This is a genomic window from Niallia sp. FSL W8-0635, assembly GCF_038007965.1.
Lineage (GTDB): Bacteria > Bacillota > Bacilli > Bacillales > Cytobacillaceae > Niallia.
In genome coordinates this window covers 3,553,928-3,577,868 of sequence record NZ_JBBOYD010000001.1, presented here as the reverse complement: position 1 = coordinate 3,577,868, position 23,941 = coordinate 3,553,928, and the positions used below count along the sequence as shown (strand labels likewise).

Genomic DNA, 23,941 nt, shown 5'->3' with positions numbered 1-23,941 from the left:
AATTTTTGTCAAAAAGGGGGAATTTATATGAAAAAAAGCTTTACTTGGATTTTATTAGTCATGTCTGCTTTACTCGTCTTTACTGGATGCTCAAATCAATCAAGCTCTTCTGGTAAATCTAGTGGTGCGGATGGAGACAAAATTGAACTTCGATTCACATGGTGGGGTGGTCAAGAAAGATCACAAAAGACACAAGAAGTTATTAAACTATATGAAAAATTACATCCAGATGTGAAAATTGTGCCTGAATTTTCTGGTCTTGAAGGATACTTTGAAAAATTAGATACACAGTTAGCTTCTGGAAATGCTCCTGATATCATTCAATTTGGTGGAAATTTAAATGACTATGTCCTTAAAGGAGTAGTCTTGCCTCTAGATGAATACATAGGGAAGGAACTAGATTTAAGTAAACACCCTGAAAACATGATTAGGGCTGCTACTTATGATGACAAATTTTACGGGGTAGTTCTTGGTGTAAATGCTGGTGGTTTAGTGATGAATAAGACAGCATTTGACGAAGCGAATGTGCCGATACCTGCTGATGATTGGACATGGGAAGATTTAGAGAAAACGTCAAAAGAGATTACGACGGCATTAGACAAGAAGTATGGAGTCCTAGACTTTGATGAAGACGGCTTTGGTATGTTCCTAGCACAAAGAGACAAGGTTGCTTATGATAATGGAAAAGTTGGCTTTGAAGAACAGGATGCAAAGGAATGGTTCCAGCTCTGGCAAGATATGAGAGAGAGCGGAGCAGCAGCACCTGCTGAATTACAAACACAAAACCAAGATGATCCTGCACAATCGTTAATTGTTAGAGGCGATGTTGCAATGCAATTTATTTTCTCGAACCAATATGCTGCTTATAACAGTGCAACAAAGGATGAGTTGACATTCCATATTCCTCCATATGATGGCGAAACAGGAAAAAATGGAGTAACGCTATTGCCAAGCCAATTTTTAGCTGGAAATGCAAAAACAGAGCATCCGAAAGAAGTAGCTGAGTTCCTTGATTTCTTTGTTAATAATATCGACGCAGGGGAAGTTTTAGGAATGGATAGAGGAATTCCAGTTAATTCTGAGGTTCGTGAAAAGGTTAGCAGCTCTGCTACAGATGAAGATAAAGTAGTTCTAGATTATATAGATCTTGTTACAAAAACATCAGATGCAGAATATACACCGCTTTACCCTGGATATGTGGAAGAACAAAAGCTTTATAAGCAAACCGTTGAAACCATCGCATTTGAAAAGGATTCTGTAGATAATGCTTCTGAAAGATACTTTAAAGAATTAAATAAGATAATCGAGAGACATTCAAGGTAACTGTATATATAGAGGAGAGGATCGGTAACTAACCGATCTTCTTAAACTAGATTAATAGAGGGGGATAGGGATGTCATTACGAGCGAAAACGAAAAATAGTCTGATTGCATACGGTTTTTTAACACCCTGGCTCATCGGTTTTTTCGGTTTGGTATTAGGTCCGATGATTGCATCATTGTATTTATCTTTTACCCATTATAATTTGTTAAATGCACCAGAATGGATTGGTTTAGAAAACTATAAAAATATGTTTTTTGATGACGATAATTTTTGGGATTCTGTTCACGTAACAGCTAAATATGTTGTGTTATCTGTCCCAACTCAATTACTTTCTGCATTGCTAGTAGCTCTTTTACTGAAAAAGGGATTAAAGGGAATTGGGATCTATCGAACGATTTACTATTTGCCTTCTTTACTAGGTGGTAGTGTTGCGATTGCTATTCTCTGGCGCAATATGTTCGATTCGAATGGCTTAGTTAATTCCTTTTTAGCTCTTTTTGGGATACAGGGTAAAGCCTGGATTTCCCATCCTGATTATGCCTTGTACACATTAGTAATTTTATCTATTTGGCAATTCGGTGCTTCTATGATAATTTTCCTAGCTGGTCTAAAGCAAATACCGGAAAACTTATATGAGGCAGCAGAAATAGATGGAGCTAATAAATTTCAGTCCTTTATCCATATTACGATGCCAATGCTATCACCAGTTATCTTCTTTAACCTCGTAATGGAAGTTATTAAGTCACTACAAGCGTTCACATCTGCTTATATTATTAGTGGAGGAACTGGAGGACCGATTAACTCTACTTTATTTTATACGCTTTACCTTTATCAAAACGGCTTTTCCTTTTTTAATATGGGCTATGCAGCTGCAATGGCTTGGATACTTGTGCTTGTATTGGCAATCATTACAGGAATTCTATTTATCACTTCTAGATATTGGGTGTATTACGAAGATGCAGGGGGGAAATAGCAGATGATTGTAAAGAGAAGAATACAAAGAGCTTTTGTTTATCTATTTGTAAGTCTCATAGGAATCCTTATGCTATATCCAGTCCTATGGCTCCTTTCTAGCTCGTTGAAGCCAGAAGCACTCATCTTTAGCCAGCAAGGATTATGGCCAAAGGAATTTACACTCGAAAACTATGCTAGAGGCTGGTACGTTATCCAGGATTTAAGCTTTGCTACATTTTTTAAGAATTCCTTATTGTTAAGTAGCATTAATGTTGTCGCAAACCTTATCTCTTGTTCAATGGTAGCTTATGCATTTGCTAGATTACAATTCCCGCTTAAAAAAGTATGGTTTGTTTGTATGCTTACAACTTTAATGCTTCCTGTTCATGTTACCTTGGTACCACAATATGCCATCTTCCACTATCTTGATTGGATCGATACATTTTTACCGTTAACGGTTCCTAAGTTTTTTGCAACAGAAGCCTTTTTTATCTTTTTAATGGTGCAGTTTATTCGTGGAATTCCAAGAGATTTAGATGAAAGTGCGATTATGGATGGGTGTGGTATTGTTCGTATTTATTTCCGAATCATTCTTCCGCTTGCAACACCAGTTCTTATTACAACGGCTATTTTCTCTTTTATATGGACATGGGATGACTTCTTTAGTCAAATGCTTTACTTAAATACTACATCGAATTATACGGTGACATTAGGACTTAAACTTTTCTTAGATTCACAAGGCCAATCTGCTTGGGGACCGATGTTTGCGATGTCCATTCTGTCTATACTTCCAATTACGATTATTTTCTTTATCTTTCAAAAATACATCGTGGAAGGTATTGCGACTACTGGGATTAAGGGATAAGTTGGGACTCCTTTACAATTTTTAAAGAGGTGCTATTCATATGATTAATCGTAAGGCTGTAGTATCAAGACATAATCCTAAATATAAACGAATAGAAAGTCTAGCGCCATTAGCCGTTGGGAATGGAAGCTTTGCCTTTTCGGCAGATATAACAGGGCTGCAATCCTTCCCGAAAGAATATCAGGTACCACTTGGAACACAATCCGAATGGGGATGGCATTCCTCTGGTGGAAGAGATTTGTATAGGAAAGAACAGCTTACTCAGCAAAGGTTGGATACATATGGCCGAGTGGTAGAATATCCATTGTTTCCTAAGGAGCAAGAGGAAGAAGCCTATCATTGGCTGAGGCAGAATCCACATCGTGTCCATCTTGGTATCATTGGCTTTCGTTTATTAAAGGAAGATAACCAGGAAGCGAATATGAATGATATTTACAATATTGACCAAGAGTTAAATCTATGGGAAGGGACTCTATTAAGCACCTTTTATTTAGAAAATAAACCTGTTTCTGTTGTAACGATTTGTCATCCTGAATCAGATGAAATTGGTGTTCATATATGTTCTCCTTTGATTTCACTTAGTCAATTACAAATAACCTTGTCATTCCCCTCGCCAGAAATGACATCGGTGAAATGGGAAGAATCGATTTTTCCAAAGGAATATTCCATAGATCAAATAGAGGTGCTGAGACAAACGGAGTCATCTGTTTTTTTACGTAGACAAATGGATGAAGATAGTTATGAGGTAGGCTGGACATGGTCGGGTGGGCAATTAACCAAAGATAGCAATATGCGATATGTGCTTATTCCTGATAATAAGACAGCGGAATTTTCCTTTTCCATGAGCTTTGCTGAACACGCACCAACAAATCACTCCTATGATCGAATTTTTTCCGCTAGTAAGAATCATTGGGAAGAATTTTGGAATAGCGGTGGAGCGATTGATTTTTCTGGAAGCACTGATTCGAGAGCGAATGAACTTGAACGGAGAGTGGTCTTCTCGCAATTTTTAACTGCCATTCATGATAGTGGAACTGCACCGCCACAGGAAACTGGTTATATGTATAATAGCTGGTTTGGAAAGTTCCATTTGGAAATGCATTGGTGGCATGTCGCTCATTTTGCATTATGGGGGCGTGAATCAATCGTTGAAAAAGCGATGGATTGGTATGTATCACATCTTTCTATTGCAAAAGACTTAGCTAAAGAGCAAGGCTATGAAGGGGGGCGATGGCCAAAAATGATTGGAGTGGATGGCAAACAAAGTCCATCACCAATTGCACCTCTTTTGATTTGGCAGCAACCACATCCAATCGCCTTAGCTGAATTATGTTATCAAGCTAATCCAAAGGAAGAGCTATTAGTAAGATGGGAAGAAGTTATTATAGAAACAGCTGACTTTATGGCATCTTTTGCAGTATGGGATAAAGACAAAGAGGCATATATATTAGGACCTCCATTAATTCCAGCGCAGGAGTGTCATGATCCAGCAATAAGTTTAAATCCACCATATGAATTAGAGTATTGGAAATATGGTTTAGAAGTTGCCACTGAATGGGTGGAGAGGTTAGGAAGAAAAGCTAATCCTAAATGGATAGAGGTAGCGAGAGCAGTAGCAAAACCACATCAAATAGATGGAGTGTATTTAGCCCATGAAAATTGCGTGGATACCTTTACACAGTTTAATCACGATCATCCATCCATGGTGGCAGCACTTGGAATACTAGAAGGCACCTTAATTGATCCTCTAGTAATGAAACAAACACTAGAACGTGTAGAAAAAGAATGGCAATGGGAAACTGCCTGGGGATGGGACTTTCCTATGTGTGCAATGACAGCAGCACGCCTTGGTGATAGTGAAAGAGCAGTTGATTTTCTATTAATGGATAAAGTGAAAAATATGTATTTACCAAATGGGCATAACTATCAAAATAGTAGTTTATCTTGTTATTTACCGGGAAATGGTGGGCTATTAACTGCTGTAGCTATGATGGCATGTGGGTGGCGAGGAAATGAAGATCAACATATAAAAGGATTTCCGCAAGATGGAACATGGCAAGTAAAGTGGGAAGGGCTACATCCTATTTTGTAAGTTTACTTAGAATGGTGGGAAAAAGCATGGTAAAAACACAAGATATCCAAATACGTGATCCGTTTATATTTCCAGATCAAAAGTCAGGGAATTATTATTTATTTGGCAGTACGGATAAAAATATTTGGGGAAAAGGAACAGGCTTTGATGTTTATGTAAGTCCTGATTTAGAAAATTGGGAAGGACCTTATCCAGTATTTCGTCCAGAGGAAGACTTTTATTCGGAAGAAAATTTTTGGGCGCCAGAAGTACATGAATATAAAGGAAAATACTATATGTTTGCAACCTTTCTTAGAAAAGATAATGGTTGTAGAGGAACAGGCGTCCTCGTATCGAATCAGCTTATGGGACCGTTTAAACCCCATAACACTTCACCTTTAACACCTGAAAATTGGTATTCATTAGATGGGACGTTATTTATCGATAAGAATGGAAAACCTTGGCTAGTGTTTTGCCATGAATGGGTTCAGGTTAGTGATGGGCAAATTTGTGCCGTGCAGCTTCAAGATAATTTAATAGATGTGATTAAAGATCCTATTATTCTATTCCATGCTTCGGATGCAAGATGGCCAACTTCTTTTCAACACAAAAGATTTCCAGGGCGAAACAATTATGTGACAGATGGTCCATTTGTCATCACACTTCCTAACGGAGAATTAGGAATGCTATGGGCGAGTTTTATCAATAATGTCTATGCACAAGGTGTTTCACGGTCTAGGACTGGTACTATTCAAGGACCATGGGAGCATGATTCCGAAGCAATCTATCAGAATAATGGTGGACATGGAATGATTTTTCAAACCTTTGAAGGAGATTTCAAGTTAACCCTACATGCTCCTAATGACACACCGAATGAACGTCCACTGTTCTTAGACATAGAAATTAATGATAATGGAAGAATCAAAGTGATGGGTGCGAGTGAGTGTAAGTTTAACAAAAGATAGATTTAGGAGGATGATGAAACATGACTAAAAAAACATATGCATTAGTAGGAACTGGAGGAAGAGCAGAGTTTTTTTATGGTGCAATTGCCCGTGATTTTAGAGAAACAGCTGATTTAGTAGGTTTTTGTGATTTGAATCAAACGAGAATGGATTATGCGAATCATTTATTAGCAACGAAGTATGATTATAAAGCTGTTCCAACGTATAAAGCAGACAAATTTGAAGAAATGCTAGAAGAACTAAAACCAGATTATTGTATCGTTACGACGATGGATCGGACGCATCATACATATATAATAAAGGCTATGGAAATGGGATGTGATGTCATTACTGAAAAGCCTTTGACGATTGATGAAGAAAAAGCGCAATCTATTTTAGAGGCGGTTGAACGTACAAATAGAAAGCTGCGTGTAACATTTAACTATCGGTATGCCCCGCATAATACGAAAATAAGAGAGCTAATTGAAGATGGTGTCATCGGGGATGTTCATGCAGTACATTTTGAATGGCTTCTTAATACAGAGCATGGAGCGGATTATTTTAGAAGATGGCATCGTGACAAACGAAATAGTGGGGGGTTACTTGTTCATAAATCGACCCATCATTTCGATCTCGTCAATTTCTGGTTGCAATCTTATCCAGACACTGTTTTAGCAATGGGTGACTTAATGTTTTACGGAAGAGAAAATGCCGAAAAGAGAGGGGAGACCCAATTCTATCAAAGGGCATATGGAAGTGAATATGCAAAATCAGATCATTTTGCTTTGCATTTAGAGGAAAATGAGCATTTAAAGGAAATGTATCTGCATGCTGAAAAGGAAGATGGATATCAGCGCGATCAAAGCGTTTTTGGAGATGGAATTAGCACAGAAGACACTTTAGGTTTAATCGCTAAGTATAAAAATAAAGCGATTCTTACTTATTCCTTACATGCTTATGCACCTTGGGAAGGCTTTAATGTTGCCTTTAATGGAACAAAGGGCAGAATAGAAGTAAATGTAGTAGAAAAATCATATGTCAATTCTGGTGGAAATAAAGAAGAAGAAGGGGCATTATCCTCAAAATCTATTACGGTTCACCCAATGCTAGGAAAGCCTTATGAAGTGGAAATAGAAGAAGGAGAAGGAGGACACGGTGGGGGAGATCCAGTATTACTTCGCGATATATTTGGTGAGCCAGTCGAGGATCGATTTAATCGTGCAGCCACACATATTGATGGTGTGAAATCCATCCTAACAGGAATTGCGGGAAATATTTCCATTAAAACTGGAAAGCCTGTTAAATTAGATTCCTTAGTGAAATTTTAGTTTAATCATGTTGATTACTAGATTAAAATAGTGCTAGCTTTATTGGATGGTTGAAGGGGGATGCAAAAAAGTGAGCGGATTTGCCAATAGTATTTATCGTGGGTCAGATATGATTATGAAATTAGCCTATTTAAATCTTTTATGGATTGGATTTTCATTGTTAGGTGGCATTATTTTAGGCGTGTTTCCTGCAACAGTAGCACTATTTACTGTCATAAGGAAATGGATAATGGGAAATAAGGATATTTCTATCTTTCAAACATTTTGGCAATGCTATAAGCGCGATTTTGTCGGCATAAATGTTATCGGTCTTGTGCTAGGAATAATTGGCTTTGTTTTAGCTGTAGATATCTATTATTTCAGTTCCATCAATTCTCTCCTTTCTAAAAGCATCCTAATCATTTTTGGTATTTTAAGTCTTTTTTACTTAATCACTATTCTATATCTGATCCCGACCTATGTTCATTTCGAGCTCAAAGGCTTTCAATATGTGAAGTATGCTCTGATATTAGGGATAACCAATATTGGGGGAACAATAGTAATCATTTTAGGCTGTGTTGCTGTTACCTTTGTATATATGAAGCTTCCGGCAACTTTACTATTTTTTAGTATGAGTGTAATTGGCGTAATTGTCATGTGGCCCGCTTATAGAGGATTTTTAAAAATAAATAATCAGGGACAAATGGATTTAGTAAAAGCGAATAAGTAGCTACAAGAAAAAACGAGGAAACTAACATGGTAAAGGGTTCCATTTTCGGGTGCATTCTTATTAAATGACACAAGAATTGGCGTATGAATTGGCATACGTCTTTTTCCTTATTTATCAACGTTTCTACGAAATTTCATTAACTTTGTCATAGCGATTGACATCATTATTAAGATGGACAATAAGTATTGTACAATTAAGAAAGACGGTCAAGTCTACTGTCATTTGTAGTACCATTTTGAGTACCAATTTTATTGATCTTTGCTGCGGATTCCCTCATCTAGAATCGAGAGAGTTCGCACTTATCGGTTGGGAGATAAGGTTAAGCACCTGAGTTGAAAAATAAACGGAAAAATTTCGCTTATTTGGTAATTATTATTTAAAAAAGCTAAAATAGACGGAGAGCTTCCGCCTATTGACTCGAAAAATATGAAAATGGTAGGTTTTGCTTTGCATTAACCTACCCTTATTTACCCTGAAATGAGCTCTATTCTGTATATAACTGGAAAATCTCCACTTATTTTCCTTTTGCAGTTTACTCGATTCAGGATAAGACACCTTAATTAAAAGGGAGTGAGTTTGATCCCATAATCCAAGGAACCCTCATTTTAAAGGTGTTGAACAAGAAGTTGTTATTCTTAATTCTGGTTCAAGAAAAATGGTTGTTTCAATTTCTTTGCCACTTATAACATTCATTAATACTTCGATTATCTTATCACTTATTTTATCTAATGGTACTCCTACGGTAGACAATGGAGTATCGAAACGATCTATTGCTGTAATATTATCATAACTAATAATAGAAATATCATTTGGGATGGAGAGCTTCTTTTCGTATATTGCTTGAAGGGCACCTCGAGCAAGATCATGACTACCAGTGAGAATAGCGGTTGGTAGTTTAGTGGAAGCAAGTAATTGTTTAGTAGCCTCGTAGCCATCGTATTGGTCAAAATCTTGTACCTTCACTATTTGATCTGGAAAAGATGGTAATCCTAGATTGGAGATAGCTTGAGTAAAGCCTTGTACCTTTTCTCTTTGCAGCTCTTCTTTTTCTACTTCCCCAATATAGCTAATGTAACGATGCCCGATATTGTGAAGGTGTTGCACAGCAATGTAAGTAGATTTTAGACGATTCACATCAATGATGGGATAGACTGTTTCTTTGTTTGCTAGTCCATAGGTGACAATAGGAACATCTGATGTATAGGAATCGATGGATTGACTGGAATCAAATACTAATATGGCATCCACTTGATAACGATTAAAGATTTTTAAAGCTGACTCTACTTCATTAATCGATATTAATGTCGTATAAGAAAGCTGCTCCAGTTTCTTGTTAATTGTTGTAATAAGTGTAGAAAGAACGGTTTGTTCAATGGTTGGCCATACAACGCCAATTGTAAATGATCTTTTTGATACAAGACTTCTAGCGGCCACATTTGGCTGATAGCCTAATTCATTGGCCACTGCTATAATTCGATCTTTCGTAGGCTTTTTTACTAATGGGCTATCTCGAAGTGCCTTTGATACTGTAGAATAACTTACACCAGCAGTTTTAGCTATATCTTTAATTGTGACACTCATTTTTCATTCCCCCGATTTACTAAACGAAAAATAACAACGTTGTTATAATATTATATCGAGTTTTTATTTTTTTAACAAGAAGGATTTTCTTCTAAAAGGTAAGAATCATGCTTAAATTATTAAAGGAAAAATGCTATGATTCCAATATTACTGATTTTTCTTATTAATTCTCTTGTGTGAGATGTTTTTAAAAGATATAATAAAACTAACTTATAAAAGAAAAGAGGTGGGAAGGATGTTAAGTTCAACTGTTTTAGTGCAAGGTTATATGATAGAAAGTCTATATATTAACCGTGCAAAATTTGCGATGGTAGTTGTTAACGGGATAAGTGTGCCCTTTTTTAAACAACTAAATAGCAAACTAAAACAGTGAAAACATCTCTTACCCACATCTATATGGACGGTTAAAGGAGTGCATTTTCATGCGCTCTTTTTTTAATGGCTTACCAAGTCATCTATTAATAGAAGGAACTATATATGGATCTTTCTAAAAGTACATTTAGAGGTATTTATATTTAATGGAAAAGTGTATCTGGCTTTTTCCTTAAATGTTGCCATGGAGAACTTTGTTTTCCATGGCTTTTTTGCGTTGCTAAAAAGTGGACTAAACCGTCCATGGAAGAGTCAGGGAAAAGAGATAATCATAGAAAAAGGAGCGAGCGGTATTATGATTATTTGCAGTGTCAATCATGTAGCGAAGATGTACGGAGGAAATACAATATTTGAAGACATATCATTAGAAATAAAGGAAAAAGAAAGAGTTGGTCTTGTTGGAAGAAATGGGAGCGGAAAGACCACATTATTTCGATTACTTGCAGGAAAGGAAACCCCCGATGCTGGACAAATCCATTGGAAGAAAGGATTAAAGATTGGATATTTAGAACAAATTCCGGAATATGAACAATCTATGAAGGTGAAGGAAGTATTAAAAAAGGCATTTTCTGACCTCGAAACGATAGAAGGGAAGATGAAACAGATGGAACAGGAAATGGCGAGGGATATCAACCCAGAACAGCTATTGCTATTAATGGAGGAGTATGGAAAATTGCAGGAGTATTTTACGAATGCTGGTGGATATGAAATGGAAGCAAAAATAGAGAAAATGGTTAATGGGCTAAAAATTGAGCAGTTAGTCATGAAGGAATATGGAGCTTTAAGTGGAGGGGAAAAAACAAAGGTTGGTTTAGCGATGCTACTCCTCCAAGAACCTGATTTTCTTTTATTGGATGAACCGACGAACCATTTGGATTTAATGGCAGTCGAGTGGCTTGGGAAATTTCTTCAGGATTATAATGGTACCATTTTAGTGGTTTCCCATGATCGCTACTTTTTAGATGAAGTGATTCAAAAGGTGGTAGATTTAGAAGATGGAGAAGTAACAACCTATCATACTAATTTCACAAATTTCACAAAGGAAAAGGAGGAAAAACTTTTAAGAGAGTTTCAGGCATATGAGGAACAGCAAAAGAAAATCAAGAAAATGAGAGAAGCAATCAAACGACTTCGTGAATGGGCGAATCGGGCAAATCCGCCTAATGAAGGGTTGCATAAGCGAGCGAGAAATATGGAAAGGGCTATTGAAAGAATGGAAAAACTAGCTCGCCCTATTATAAATAGAAAGAAAATGAATTTCGATATGGAAGCAAGTGACCGAAGTGGGAAGGATGTTATTCAGCTGAAGAATGTATCAAAAAGCTTTGGCGACCAGCTATTGTTTCAGCAAGTTCAAATGCAAATAAGCTATAAAGAAAGAGTGGCAATTATTGGAGAGAATGGATCGGGGAAATCAACTTTGTTGAAGATGATACTTCAACAATTAGAGCCAGATAAAGGTGAAGTTAAGATTGGAAGTAATGTGAAAATTGGTTATCTTTCTCAGCATGTATTAATGGAAATGGAAGGAGAAACAGTGATCGAAGCTTTTCGAAATGAAGTGCATGTGACAGAGGGAGAGGCTAGACATATTTTAGCTCAATTCCTCTTTTATGGTCATTCTGTTTTTCAAAAGGTAAGCAATTTAAGCGGTGGAGAGAGAATGAGGCTTCGTTTAGCTCAGCTTATGTATCAAGAAATCAATCTATTAATTCTAGATGAGCCAACCAATCATTTAGATATTGAGTCTCGTGAAGTATTAGAAGAGGCTTTAGAAGATTTTGATGGCACGATTCTTGCTGTTTCCCATGATCGCTATTTTCTAAATAAGCTATTTCAAAAGATTTATTGGATTCAAGAAAAGGGAGTTCATTGTTATGAGGGGAACTATACGTATGCAAGAGAAAAGTCAAAGGAAAGACAAACGTCAAAGAATCTACTAAGTAATTCCGTAAGATCAAAAAAAGAGAAAGCACCGATTAAGGAAAAACAGGAGAGGGAAGCTACTTTTAATCAAATTTATTTGGAAAAGGAAGTAGAAGGAGTGGAAAGAGAGATTGCAGAATTAGAGAAAAGAATGGAAATAGAAACGGATTGGGATAAATTGGAGAAGTTGTTTTCTGAAAAGGAGGAGCTTGAAAGGCAGTGGGAGGAACTATATGGGCTTATGAATCGTAAGTAAAAAGGAGAAAGGCTGTCAATCATTCAGCCTTTCTCCTTTTTTATAAATTATCTGTACAACGTTTACGAATATACCCTTTATCTTTATGATAAAGGACTAATGCGACGATGAGAATAATTGCCGATACCCATATGGCTTTATTGCCAAATTGAGTGGTTGTAAAGGTTCCTAGTAATGCCCCAAATAAAAAGGAGCCGATAATAATGGAAAACTCTTTAAATTGGATCTTCGCCTCTTGACTTTGTTTTGTAAAAGCAGCATAAGCAGCTTGAGTAGCAGTTCTTAGGTTCCCAGTAGTCATTGTTGAATTATATGCCCATTTATCTAATTTGTTGAATGTCGATATTTGTAAAGAAGATACAAATGAGATGCTGGTTGTAACAATGATATTCGGAACAGATGTTGGCAAAAATCCGACTATAATTAAGACGATACATTCTAAAATAAGGATCGATCGTCTATAGCTATATAGGATTTCCCTTAGAGATGGTATTTTGACAATTTCAGAAACCAAGACTCCTAAGACAAAGGCTATTAATGGAGGGATATAATGGAGGGATTCCGCCCATTCACCAGTTGCAGCGTTGACCGCGAATAAAACGATATTCCCTGTTTGTGCATTGGCAAATACCCCATCTCTACTAATAAATGTATAAGCATCTAAAAAACCACCAACCATTCCTAATAGAGCAGCTAAGAATACGGAATTCGAAGATAAGGAAGGTATTGGTTTGATTTTATCAATCATGAATAATTACGCTCCTTGCAGGATAATTCTTTCCAATAAAAATGTTTAGGAAAAACATTATTATCTTATCATAAATCATGGAATGTTTATTTGAACAAAAAATGAATTTTCCCTAAAAGGATAGTTTTTCTTTCATAGGAACAAAATAGAATATGTCAAGAATTTTGATGGTGGTAAAATGTAAAGTTTTTGTAAACTCATTATTAAATTCATGTAAATAATATACGAGAATAGTGTAAATGCTTGTCGTAACTTGTTATGATAACTTGGTATCTGTCTTAATAGAATTAGGATTTAGGGGGACAAACTTTTGGAAATAAATTATCAAGAAATGATCTTCCAGTTTCTTGGGGGATTAGGGGTATTTCTTTTTGGTATTAAATATATGGGGGATGGCTTGCAGAATGCTGCAGGGGATCGTCTGCAAGAAATCTTAGATCGGTTTACTACCAATCCATTCATGGGCGTATTGGCTGGTATATTTGTTACGATTTTAATTCAGTCTAGTTCAGGAACTACAGCAATAACAGTAGGGTTGGTAAGTGCTGGATTTATGACATTGCGTCAAGCAATTGGTGTTATCATGGGGGCAAATATTGGTACAACTGTTACTGCATTTATCATCGGTATCGATATTGGGGAGTATGCTTTACCAATTATTGCAGCAGGAGCTGTTCTTTTATTCTTCTTTAAAAATCCAAAAATCACTTCATTCGGACAAGTTGTATTTGGGTTTGGAGCATTGTTTTATGGACTAGAACTAATGAGTGCTGGTATGAAGCCGCTACGATCATTAGAAGCTTTTCATGAGTTAACAGTAAATATGAGTAACAATCCAATACTTGGGGTTGTAGTTGGAACGGTCTTGACATTAATCGTCCAAAGTTCTAGTGCTACAATTGGAATTTTACAAGAGTTATTCGCAACAGATGCTATATCTTTGAAAGCATCTTTACCAGTTTTGTTTGGTGACAATATTGGAACAACGATTACTGCGATTCTTGCTTCCATTGGTGCATCAATAGCTGCAAGAAGAGCTGCTATGGTTCATGTACTCTTTAACATTATTGGAACAGTAATATTTGTAATTATTTTAGCACCGTTTACTCATTTCATTACGTATTTGCAAGGAGTATTAGGTTTAAATGAACCGATGACGATTGCTTTTGCCCATGGGATTTTTAATGTATCTAATACGATTATTCAATTCCCATTTATTTTTGCATTAGCATGGCTTGTGACAAAGTTAATTCCTGGAGAAGATGGAGCTATTATTACAAAACCGCAACATTTAAACACAACCTTTATTGAACATTCTCCTTCTATCGCTTTAGGGCAAGCAAAGGAAGAATTAGAAAGAATGAAGGATTTCTCTATTAAAGGATTAGAAGAAGCATATAAGTACTTACAAACAGGAGAAAAGAAGCATAAAGAAAAAGCGCTCCAATATGAACAAGGAATTAATAACTTAGATAAGGAAATAACGCAATATTTGGTAGAGCTTTCTTCCAAAGCTCTTACTCCACATGAAAGTGAAGAGTTCTCTATCCTAGTTGATTCAATCAGAGATATTGAAAGAATCGGTGATCATATGGAAAACATCGTGGAGCTTGTGGAGTATAAAATCAATAAAAAAGTAGAGTTCTCCACAGAGGCGAAAAATGAATTAGAAAACATGTATCGCTTTACAGTAGATACATTAAAAACTTCCTATGATAGCTTTTTCGCAAAAGATGTAGAGCTTGCTAAAAAAGCTATTACAAACGAAGAAGAAATTGATAAAATGGAAAAACAATATCGTAAAAAGCATATCAGCCGTTTAAATGAACGAAAATGTAGCGGCGATGCAGGCATTGTTTTTGTCGATATTATCAGTAATTTAGAACGAGTAGGCGATCATGCTGCCAATATTGCAGAGGCGATAGCAATCGTTAAATAAAGAATGTTAATGACCACATGGGTGAATTCTCATGTGGTCTAATTTTTATTTTACGAAAAAAGCTTTATGTTAAGTTAGGTAGAAAATCAATTAATAATAGGGACATTTTCTTAGGTAACTTCATTTGGAAAATAGGTAAAAATAACGAAATATTCCAATTCTATGAATAAATTTACAAAAAGCTAGTGTAGATTTTACAATATTAAGTTATCTTTATATAGTAATTAATTCTATTAAAAGCGTTTTACAGAATAAATGAATAGAAGAGATTACGATATTAATAGGTTGAAGGAGGAAAAAAGATTGAAAGGAAATAGTAGAAAAAGATTATTCGCAATATTTTTAATTTTTTTATTAGTTTTTTCGAACATCTTTAGCACACTTTCGGTAAAGGCAGCCTCAGAAAACATAACGGCAACAGATTTATTTATTTCAGAATACATAGAAGGTGCTTCCAATAATAAGGCGATAGAGTTGTTTAACGGAACTGGAAAAGATTTGGATTTATCTTCTTATTCCGTTGAACTCTATTCAAATGGAAAAACAAGTGCAACATCGACTCTTCGTTTAGAAGGAACTTTAAAACAAGGTGAATTATTTATTATTGCTCATTCATCTGCTAATGAAGCTATTAAGGCAAAGGCAAATATGGTGAGTGGTGTAGCAAACTTTAATGGAGATGACGCCATTGTTTTAAAACATAATGAAGAAAACATTGATGTATTTGGGATAGTTGGCGAACAGCAAGAATGGGGCAATGGACTAACAAAAGATCATACCCTTGTAAGAAAAAATAATATTACATCTGGAAATAAAGGAAATAATCAGTTCGATCCATCAGTAGAATGGGATATATATAATCAAGATGACGTTTCACATTTAGGCAACCATCAGTTTGGAGGCGTCCTATATGGAAAAGAAGAAACACCTTCAGATGAAGTAGAACTGTTATCAATCAAAGAAGCTCGTACAAAGACAGGACAAAATGTAACAATTGAAGGAATTGTTACTGCTGACAATACAAGTATAGGTGGTGGAAAACTATCTACTTATATTCAAGATGATGAGGCTGGCATTAATGTTTTTTCACAGAATGCAAGTGCTTTCCCTGCATTAACAGAGGGACAGAAAGTAAAAGTTACAGGGAAAGTAACAGAATACAATAAACTCTTAGAAATTGTCCCAGCAGAAGATGGGATTGAGGTAATTTCTGAAAACAATGAGTTACCTGTACCAGTTACTATGAATCTAGCAGATTTAAATAATGCTAGTGTAGCAGAATCAAAAGAAGGACAGTTAGTGAAAGTAAAAGGTTATGTTCAAACCGTTCCTGAAACTGCTGCTGGTGGCGGATATAATGTGACGGTGTTAGATGAAAGCTTTAATGGAACGACTATTCGAGTAATGGAAGAAACCGAGGCAATTTCTTCTATCCAATCAGGAAAATGGTATGAGTTCACAGGAATTCTTAGCCAATATAATACCTATCAAGTTTTACCTAGAAAAGCTAGTGATGTTCATTTATTGGCAGAACAACCAGCTTCCCCATCTGCAAAAGGAGAATATGTAAGCACTGTAAGCAGTGTGGTAGACGGTGATACAATCCATTTGCAATCTCCAGTATTAGGGACAACGAAGGTTCGCTATGTGAATATCGATACACCTGAAACGTACCATAGTCCAAAGAATGAAGCAGATGAAAATCAATTAGAACACGGGAATAAAGCGAAAGAGTATTTAAATACGCTTTTAAAGCCAGGTGATGAAGTAATTGTAAAAGTAGGGGAAGAAGCAACAGATGATTATGGACGTCTACTTGCACAAATTATTCGTAAGAGTGATCAATTAAATACCAATCTTGAAATGGTGAAACAAGGATATGCATCGACATACTTTATTTGGCCAGTTGCTGATGAAGCGGATTATGAAATGTTCCAATCAGCAGTGAAAGATGCAAAGGATAATCATAAAGGGATTTGGGATAAAGAAAATCCTTTAATAGAACAACCTTTTGAATTTAGAGCAAGAGAACAAGGAAAAGGCTTGTTACGATATGTAGGAAATTCTGAAACAAAGAAATATGTTTTACCAGAAGAGTTTAAGGAAGTACCAGTGGAAAGTCGTGTTTTCTTTGCAAGTGCCAATGAAGCAGAGAACAATGGGTATACTGCATTAAATGCTAGTGAAGAGAAGGACACGATTAAATTACAACTCCTTAGTGTAAATGACCTTCATGGCAAGGTTACAGAGGAGTATGATGATGAAGCGAAAACGAACAAGATTGGTAGAATGGATTATTTAGCAACTTACTTGCGAGAAAGAGAAGCTACAAATCCTAATACACTAATTGTACATGCTGGTGACATGGTGGGTGGTAGTTCACCACTTTCTGCACTGCTTCAAGATGAGCCTACTGTGGAGATGATGGAATCAATTGGTTTCGACGTAGGTACTGTTGGTAATCATGAGTTCGATGAAGGAGTAGACGAAATGCTCCGTTTAATCAACGGTGGGGATCATGTAAATGGAACAAAGGAGTATGATGGAATCAATTTTCCAATGGTAGCAGCAAATGTTGAATACAAGGATACTGGCAAACTAGTAATTGATCCATATGCTATCAAAGAAGTAGAGGGAGTCAAGGTTGGATTTATTGGGGTCGCTACAACAGAAACGCCTAATATGATTATTGCAAAAGGGAATGAAAATGTTCGTTTTACAGATGAAGCGCAAGCGATTAATAAGTTTGTACCAGAATTGCAATCACAGGGTGTAGAAGCGATTATTGTGCTAGCACATGTTCCTGGAAATCAAGCAGGTGAAAGCGCGACTGGTGATATTGCTAAAATTGCCACAGAAGTAGATGATGCTGTTGATGTTATTTTCGCAGCTCATAATCATGTGAAAATAAATGCAGTAGTGGATAATAAATTAATTGTTCAAGCTGGTGAATATGGAAAAGCTTTTGCAGATGTAGATTTAGAAATTGACCCGGAAACAGGGGACATTGTGACAAAATCAGCTGAAATCGTGGATGTAGTTCAAACTGGAGTTACTCCAGATCCTGAAGTTTCTTCCATTTTAGCAAAATACCAAGAATTAGTTGGTGCAAAACTAAATGAAGTAATTGGTGTAGCTGCGACTGATATGGTAGGTGGATATGCAACAAAAGAAGCGGAAGGGGATAACCCTGTAGGAAATTTAATTGCTGATGGCATGAAGGCAGCGATGGATAGTGATTTCGCTTTAATGAATGGTGGCGGAATTCGCGATGATATAGTTGCCGGGGAAATAACTTGGAATGATTTATTTAACGTACAACCTTTTAATAATACATTAGTAAAGTTAGAGATAAGTGGTAGTGATTTAGAAGAAATTTTAAATAGTCAGTTTAGTAGCTATGGTCCAGATGTTAGTATTGGTGGATTTTCATATACTTGGGATAGTAAGGCTGGAAAATATGGAAAAGTAGTAGATATATTCTTGCCTAATGGCGAAAAAATAGATTCGAATGGAAACTATACGGTAACTGTGAATAATTATATGGCTGAACACTCATCAGACCAATATCTTCTTCAAAAGCTTGGAGAGAACCCAATTCAAGGTGGAGAAGATTTAGAAGCAACTGTAGCATTTGTAAGAAGCTTTAATGGCCCTATCTCTTACAATACGGGAAGAATTAAGGAAATAAATGCAGAAACCCTTCCATCCATTTCTGGTCAGTTCCTTGGTGTGAATGATTTGCACGGGAAAATTGATGTAACAGGAACAGTTAATGGTGTTAATTATGGAAGAATGGATTATTTGGCTGCTTACTTAAGACAAGCAGAAGCAACGAACCCGAACACATTATTATTACATGCAGGGGATATGATTGGTGGCAGTTCACCAGTATCAGCCCTTTTACAGGACGAACCAACTGTTGAAATTATGGAATCATTAGGCTTCGATGTAGGAGTAGTAGGAAACCATGAATTTGACGAAGGAGTAGACGAGATGCTCCGCATGATTAATGGAGGAGAGCATCCTAACGGAACAAGTGGATATGATGGAATGAATTTCCCAGTTCTTGCAGCTAATGTGGAATATAAGGATTCTGGTGAATTAGTATTAGATCCATACGCGATAAAAGAAATAGATGGAGTAAAGGTTGGCTTTATTGGAGTTGCGACAGTAGAAACACCGAGTATGATTGTAGCTACAGGCAATGAACATATTCGCTTTACCGATGAGGTAGAGGCAATTAATAAGTATGTTCCTGAATTGCAAAAGCAAGGAATTGAAGCAATTGTTGTTTTAGCACATGTTCCTGGCGACCAAGAAGAAGGAACAAATGAAATAACGGGAGAAATTGCAGATATCGCACGCGAGGCGGATGATGCTGTAGATATTATTTTTGCAGCCCATAATCATGTAAAGTTAAATGGCGTTGTCGATAATAAATTGATTGTTCAGGCATGGGAATATGGAAAAGCCTATTCGGATATTGATTTTACGATAGACCCAGCAACAAAAGATTTTGCTGAAAAAACAGCAGAGATAGTGGATGTTGTTCAAGAAGGTGTAACACCTGATCCAGAAGTAAAAGCAATATTGGATAAGTATCTGGAGCAAGTTGGTCCAAAGCTAAATGAGGTAATTGGAATAGCTGCTACAGACATAACAGGTGGCTATGCACAAAAAGGAGAAGTTGGCGATAATGGTCTTGGCAATCTAATTGCTGATGGAATGAAAGCCGCGATGGACAGTGATTTTGCCTTAATGAATGGTGGAGGAATTAGAGATGATTTAATGGAAGGCGAGATTACTTGGCAGGAACTCTTTAATATTCAGCCATTTAATAATACCCTTGTTAAGTTAGAAATTACTGGTCAAGAGCTAAAAGAAGTATTAAATACACAATTTAGTTCCTATGGTCCAGACGTAAGTATTGCAGGCTTTAAATATACTTGGGATGCCTCTTTAGGACAATTTGGACAAGTTGTGGATCTCTTCATGCCAGACGGAACAAAGCTGGATTTAGAGAAAACATATACTGTAACGGTTAATAGCTATATGTATCCACATAGTACCGATTCCTATTTGTTAAATACGTATGGTAAAAATCCGGTTCAGGGATCTGAGGATTTACAGGCGACAGTGGATTTCATTAAATCCTTCGATGAACCAATTGCTTATACTGCTGAAGGACGTATTTCAGAAGTTTCAGATACAGCAGAAGAACCTGAAGTAGATCCCGAAACACCAGGTAATGGAGAAGAAGATCCAGGAGAGAATCCGGAAACACCAGGTAATGGAGAAGAAGATCCAGGAGAGAATCCGGAAACACCAGGTGATGGAGAAGAAGATCCAGGAGAGAATCCGGAAACACCAGGTGATGGAGAAGGAAATCCAGGAGAGAATCTGGAAACACCAGGTGATGGAAACGGTGAATCTGATAAGGAAACAGAAACTTCATTAGGTGACAACCAGGATACAGTAAATCAGCAAGAGAACGGAAAAGGAAATCTATTGCCAAATACAGCGACAATGACTTACAATTTAATCATCGTAGGATTATTATTGTTTGTAATAGGGTTTGTTGTTTTCTATAGAAATAATAGAAGAAAGGCATAAGATAAACATGAAATGGACGAAATGGTTATCCCTCCTACTTATAGTAGGAGGAGTACTTTTTATTGGGTATGGTGTCTGGAATATTATGGACACGAAAGCGCTAACAGAGAATTCTTTATCGGAAGCTAAGGTAGCCATCGAAAAAGGGAATGAAAAATGGGTAGATAAAGATAGTGACCGTTTTATTCCATCTATTGGTGATGCAGTGGGACTATTGGTAATCGATAAGATCGATGGTGAATTACCGATTGTAGAAGGTACCGATCCAGATGATCTAGAAAAAGGGGTCGGCCATTATAAAGGTAGCTTCTATCCAGAGGAAAATGGACAAATTGTCTTGTCCGGTCATCGCGATACAGTATTTAGAAGAGCGGGAGAATTAGAAATCGGGGACGAGCTTAAAATTGTTTTGCCATATGGTGAATTCTCTTATCAAATCACTTCGACTAAAATCGTCGAGGCAGATGATCGATCAATTATTACATTAGATAATACAAAAGAAGAGCTTATCTTAACCACATGTTATCCATTCCGATTTGTAGGAAATGCACCACAGCGATATATTATTTATGCAGAAAGAATGTAAATATAAGATAGGCAAATAATTAGGTACATCACTCTAACGTTAGTGGTGTACCTTTTTTAGTTTTTTGCTGTTTTCTAAAGGCAATAGAAAAATCGAAAATACCTTATCTTAAAAATGGGGAAGAAATCCAAATGGCTAAATATGAAGAAATTGTAAAGATGGAACTTTATACATTCAAATTCGTAATAGTAAGAACCAAGGTAATTAGCTTTTATATGTTTCTAATAGGAAGGGGAGAAATTAGATGGCATGGTTGCTTCTACTAGCTGTTTTTATTATTTGGTTTATAATATTTTTACGTAAAAAACTCACTTTTAAATTTGGTTTATCGCCTAAAGTATTAGAGGTACAGCCGATTAAAGGATTAAAAAAATTAAATGATGATTTAGAACAATCCCTTACTAGAAGCTATATGGAAAATGTAGAAAATAGAGTGAAGGAAGAGAATAAATTAAAAGAAAATGAGTATGAATGGCGTTTACTTGATTTGAAACGTTATTTTATTTTAACTTCTCTCTTAAAAGAGGCACCGATGTTTAGTAAGAAAGTGGATGAATTATGGCATCATATGCTTATGTTCACTCGTGAATATGATGATTTTTCTAAAAAATATCTAGGTGCTACTCTTCATCACAGCCCCAATGTTAAAGCGAAATCTGATCCCGATTTACGAGGGTTCTTTGATTGGGTGTATGCAGAGCTTTTTCTGATCAGAAAAGAGAATATCTATTTATATAAGGGCTTTTTCCGGTATCCTGTGAATCCAACTGTTATTGAGGACTTTAAAAATTTATCAGAAGAAGAACTGCTTGATCTATATTTTAAAAGTGACACGAAATACCTAAATACTGTACTCGCGCTTATCGCATCTATGAAAAAAACAGTAAGGAAAGTAAGGGATTATCAAAAAAGCGTCATATATGACAAAATGGAGAAAAGTAAAAGAGAACAAAAATTTAACTCTATGGTTGTTCCTTTTTTATCCGTTTCTTATTTTCATTATGAGGAATTTGCAAGTTATTTAAAAGTAGGAAGTGATAGTTCTGCAAGTTGCACCAGCTGTGGATCTGGCTCTTCTTGTTCGTCCCATAGCTCCTGTTCATCCGACAGCTCTTGTTCAAGCTGTGGTGGGGGTTCGGATTAAGTGAAGAGGCTACAGGTTTAATTAAGGTATCATCTAATTTTACTGATTGTCTATTTTTCAGGTTATTTTTATGTTGCATTCTCGGTTTTGAAATGACAGGTATTAACAATTGGTGACAAAGACCGATAAAATACTTAGCGTTAAATTTATGTATTCGGAGGCTGTTTCATTGTTAAATGTTTTTAAAAAAAATCAAGACACCTGTATAAATTTGCTTAACCAAATTAAATCAAATGAAGCTAATGTTAAGATTGCTGTGAATCCCAATAGTGAAGTTGGCAAAATATTGAAAATGGCTAAGCTCACCCTAAATGAACTTGCTGCAATTCAGTTATTACGACCATTTGTTCAGGATAACATTGATCGTATTGTGGGAAATTTTTATGGGAATTTAGCTTATGAGTCTAGCTTAATTAAAATTATTGAAGACAATAGTACAATAGAGCGGTTAAAAAAGACACTGAGTCAACATATTATCCAACTTTTCTCTGGAAAGATAGATGATGGTTTTGTAAAGCAACGACACATAATTGCACATGTTCACGTGCGGATAGGTCTACAGCCCAAGTGGTATATGTTAGCTTTTGCTGACTTAGCCAATAGCTTATATGAGATTGTTTTGGAAAACACTACAAATAAAGATGAATATGCAGTGTTCTCTGGAGCAGTCAGTAAGATATTATCTGTTGAACAAGTTATCGTATTAGAAGCTTATGAAAAGGAAAATGAGCGTATCAAGCAAGAGTCTGACTTAGCAAAAGAGGCAGTTCAGAATCAAGTTAAGGAGACTGCCGAAAATCTCGCTGCTATTTCAGAACAGTCTAGTGCCTCCTTGCAACAGGTATCCGTACAATCAGGTCAAATGGTAGCCTTTGCACAGGCTGGTTCCATGTCTGCACAAGCTACCGAACAAAAATCCTTGGATGCTCAGCAACGTCTTATGGAACAGATGAAAGTGATGAAAAATGTGGAGAAATATATGAGTCAAGTGAATGAACAGCTTGAAATGCTTAAAGGAACATCTGCCAAAATCCAAAATGTAACTATGATTGTTTCATCTATTGCTGATCAAACCAATCTTTTGGCATTAAATGCAGCCATAGAAGCAGCTAGAGCTGGGGAACATGGAAAAGGGTTTGCAGTTGTAGCAGACGAAGTGAGAAAGCTTGCAGAGCAGACAAAAAGTAGTTTAGAAAATGTAAGTAAGCTCATTTCTGAAACAAACGAAGGAATAGAAGGAGTATATCTATCAATGGGCCAAGCGAATACTTTGGTAACTAGTGGTGTTGAGGGTATCAACGAATTAGATCAATTTTTTGATCAGGTGATTAATTCTATGGGAGACATCAAAAACGGAAGTATTCAGATTGAAAAGGAGTTGCAATCACTTGTCACTGTTATGGAAGAAATTACAGATGGTGTCAGCAGTGTTGCAACCTCTACTGATAATTTAACTGAAATTGCAAAACAAATGTGAGAAAAAAAGTCAGCAGATTAATTTCTGTTGGCTTTTATTTTACTCGGTTTGTCAGAAAGAGGTACCAACTGCAAAAGTGGTGAATTTTTATGTATAGTACAC

General features: G+C 36.3%; 16 protein-coding genes. 14 read left to right on the top strand and 2 right to left on the bottom strand.

All coding sequences use genetic code 11. The annotated features are described in order from the left end of the window. Positions 1-27: 27 nt before the first annotated feature. The 7 genes from NYE52_RS17275 (at position 28) to NYE52_RS17245 (ending at position 8,194) form a co-directional block, all read left to right on the top strand. Positions 28-1,323: an ABC transporter substrate-binding protein gene (locus tag NYE52_RS17275; protein ID WP_341194183.1), complete on the top strand. Its 1,296-nt coding sequence runs from the start codon at positions 28-30 to the stop codon at positions 1,321-1,323. A gap of 70 nt (positions 1,324-1,393) precedes the next feature. Beyond that, a complete protein-coding gene (locus tag NYE52_RS17270) occupies positions 1,394-2,296 on the top strand; it encodes a carbohydrate ABC transporter permease (RefSeq protein WP_341194182.1) in 903 nt (300 codons plus the stop codon). A 3-nt stretch (positions 2,297-2,299) separates the two neighbouring features. Next, entirely contained in the window at positions 2,300-3,142 is an 843-nt protein-coding gene (locus NYE52_RS17265; protein WP_341194181.1) for a carbohydrate ABC transporter permease, read from the top strand. A gap of 40 nt (positions 3,143-3,182) precedes the next feature. Further along, on the top strand, positions 3,183-5,234 hold the full coding sequence (locus tag NYE52_RS17260) for a glycoside hydrolase family 65 (protein ID WP_341194180.1): 2,052 nt from the start codon (positions 3,183-3,185) through the stop codon (positions 5,232-5,234). 26 nt (positions 5,235-5,260) lie between these two features. Next, a complete protein-coding gene (locus tag NYE52_RS17255) occupies positions 5,261-6,178 on the top strand; it encodes a glycoside hydrolase family 43 protein (protein ID WP_341194179.1) in 918 nt (305 codons plus the stop codon). A 20-nt stretch (positions 6,179-6,198) separates the two neighbouring features. Further along, a complete protein-coding gene (locus tag NYE52_RS17250; RefSeq protein WP_341194178.1) occupies positions 6,199-7,485 on the top strand; it encodes a Gfo/Idh/MocA family protein in 1,287 nt (428 codons plus the stop codon). Positions 7,486-7,555: 70 nt separating this feature from the next. Next, positions 7,556-8,194, top strand: coding sequence for a YesL family protein (locus tag NYE52_RS17245; protein ID WP_341194177.1), 639 nt, complete (start codon positions 7,556-7,558; stop codon positions 8,192-8,194). Positions 8,195-8,794: 600 nt separating this feature from the next. Here NYE52_RS17245 and NYE52_RS17240 read toward each other — a convergent pair. Continuing rightward, entirely contained in the window at positions 8,795-9,775 is a 981-nt protein-coding gene (locus NYE52_RS17240) for a LacI family DNA-binding transcriptional regulator (protein WP_341194176.1), read from the bottom strand. Between the two features lie 235 nt (positions 9,776-10,010). On the opposite strand from NYE52_RS17240, the gene NYE52_RS17235 reads away from it, so the two are divergent. Further along, positions 10,011-10,148: an RAxF-45 family protein gene (locus tag NYE52_RS17235; protein ID WP_341194175.1), complete on the top strand. Its 138-nt coding sequence runs from the start codon at positions 10,011-10,013 to the stop codon at positions 10,146-10,148. 294 nt (positions 10,149-10,442) lie between these two features. Continuing rightward, complete coding sequence (abc-f, locus tag NYE52_RS17230; protein WP_341194174.1) at positions 10,443-12,329, top strand: ribosomal protection-like ABC-F family protein; 1,887 nt, start codon at positions 10,443-10,445, stop codon at positions 12,327-12,329. Positions 12,330-12,369: 40 nt separating this feature from the next. Here the strand turns inward: abc-f and NYE52_RS17225 are convergent, their stop codons facing one another. Beyond that, positions 12,370-13,077, bottom strand: coding sequence for a YoaK family protein (locus NYE52_RS17225; protein ID WP_341194173.1), 708 nt, complete (start codon positions 13,075-13,077; stop codon positions 12,370-12,372). Positions 13,078-13,387: 310 nt separating this feature from the next. Between NYE52_RS17225 and NYE52_RS17220 the strand changes: the two genes are divergently transcribed. The 5 genes from NYE52_RS17220 to NYE52_RS17200 all read left to right on the top strand — a co-directional run bounded on the left by NYE52_RS17220 (position 13,388) and on the right by NYE52_RS17200 (position 23,839). Continuing rightward, on the top strand, positions 13,388-15,016 hold the full coding sequence (locus NYE52_RS17220) for a Na/Pi cotransporter family protein (protein ID WP_341194172.1): 1,629 nt from the start codon (positions 13,388-13,390) through the stop codon (positions 15,014-15,016). Between the two features lie 303 nt (positions 15,017-15,319). Continuing rightward, on the top strand, positions 15,320-20,632 hold the full coding sequence (locus tag NYE52_RS17215; RefSeq protein WP_341194171.1) for a 5'-nucleotidase C-terminal domain-containing protein: 5,313 nt from the start codon (positions 15,320-15,322) through the stop codon (positions 20,630-20,632). Positions 20,633-20,639: 7 nt separating this feature from the next. Further along, complete coding sequence (locus NYE52_RS17210; protein WP_341194170.1) at positions 20,640-21,218, top strand: class D sortase; 579 nt, start codon at positions 20,640-20,642, stop codon at positions 21,216-21,218. 244 nt (positions 21,219-21,462) lie between these two features. Then, positions 21,463-22,362 carry a hypothetical protein gene (locus NYE52_RS17205; protein WP_341194169.1) on the top strand — a complete coding sequence of 300 codons (900 nt, stop codon included), beginning with the start codon at positions 21,463-21,465 and terminating at the stop codon, positions 22,360-22,362. Positions 22,363-22,474: 112 nt separating this feature from the next. Beyond that, positions 22,475-23,839 (top strand): globin-coupled sensor protein, encoded by a 1,365-nt coding sequence (locus NYE52_RS17200; RefSeq protein ID WP_341195218.1) that lies wholly within the window; start codon positions 22,475-22,477, stop codon positions 23,837-23,839. Positions 23,840-23,941 lie beyond the last annotated feature (102 nt).

What these genes read in the sequence shown, in the direction of transcription:
- NYE52_RS17255 (WP_341194179.1), top strand. Translation starts at nt 5,261, where the DNA reads ATGGTAAAAACACAAGATATCCAAATACGTGATCCGTTTATATTTCCA.
- NYE52_RS17205 (WP_341194169.1), top strand. Translation starts at nt 21,463, where the DNA reads ATGGCATGGTTGCTTCTACTAGCTGTTTTTATTATTTGGTTTATAATA.
- NYE52_RS17225 (WP_341194173.1), bottom strand. Translation starts at nt 13,077, where the DNA reads ATGATTGATAAAATCAAACCAATACCTTCCTTATCTTCGAATTCCGTA.
- NYE52_RS17235 (WP_341194175.1), top strand. Translation starts at nt 10,011, where the DNA reads ATGTTAAGTTCAACTGTTTTAGTGCAAGGTTATATGATAGAAAGTCTA.
- NYE52_RS17210 (WP_341194170.1), top strand. Translation starts at nt 20,640, where the DNA reads ATGAAATGGACGAAATGGTTATCCCTCCTACTTATAGTAGGAGGAGTA.
- NYE52_RS17260 (WP_341194180.1), top strand. Translation starts at nt 3,183, where the DNA reads ATGATTAATCGTAAGGCTGTAGTATCAAGACATAATCCTAAATATAAA.
- NYE52_RS17250 (WP_341194178.1), top strand. Translation starts at nt 6,199, where the DNA reads ATGACTAAAAAAACATATGCATTAGTAGGAACTGGAGGAAGAGCAGAG.
- abc-f (WP_341194174.1), top strand. Translation starts at nt 10,443, where the DNA reads ATGATTATTTGCAGTGTCAATCATGTAGCGAAGATGTACGGAGGAAAT.
- NYE52_RS17240 (WP_341194176.1), bottom strand. Translation starts at nt 9,775, where the DNA reads ATGAGTGTCACAATTAAAGATATAGCTAAAACTGCTGGTGTAAGTTAT.
- NYE52_RS17275 (WP_341194183.1), top strand. Translation starts at nt 28, where the DNA reads ATGAAAAAAAGCTTTACTTGGATTTTATTAGTCATGTCTGCTTTACTC.
- NYE52_RS17265 (WP_341194181.1), top strand. Translation starts at nt 2,300, where the DNA reads ATGATTGTAAAGAGAAGAATACAAAGAGCTTTTGTTTATCTATTTGTA.
- NYE52_RS17270 (WP_341194182.1), top strand. Translation starts at nt 1,394, where the DNA reads ATGTCATTACGAGCGAAAACGAAAAATAGTCTGATTGCATACGGTTTT.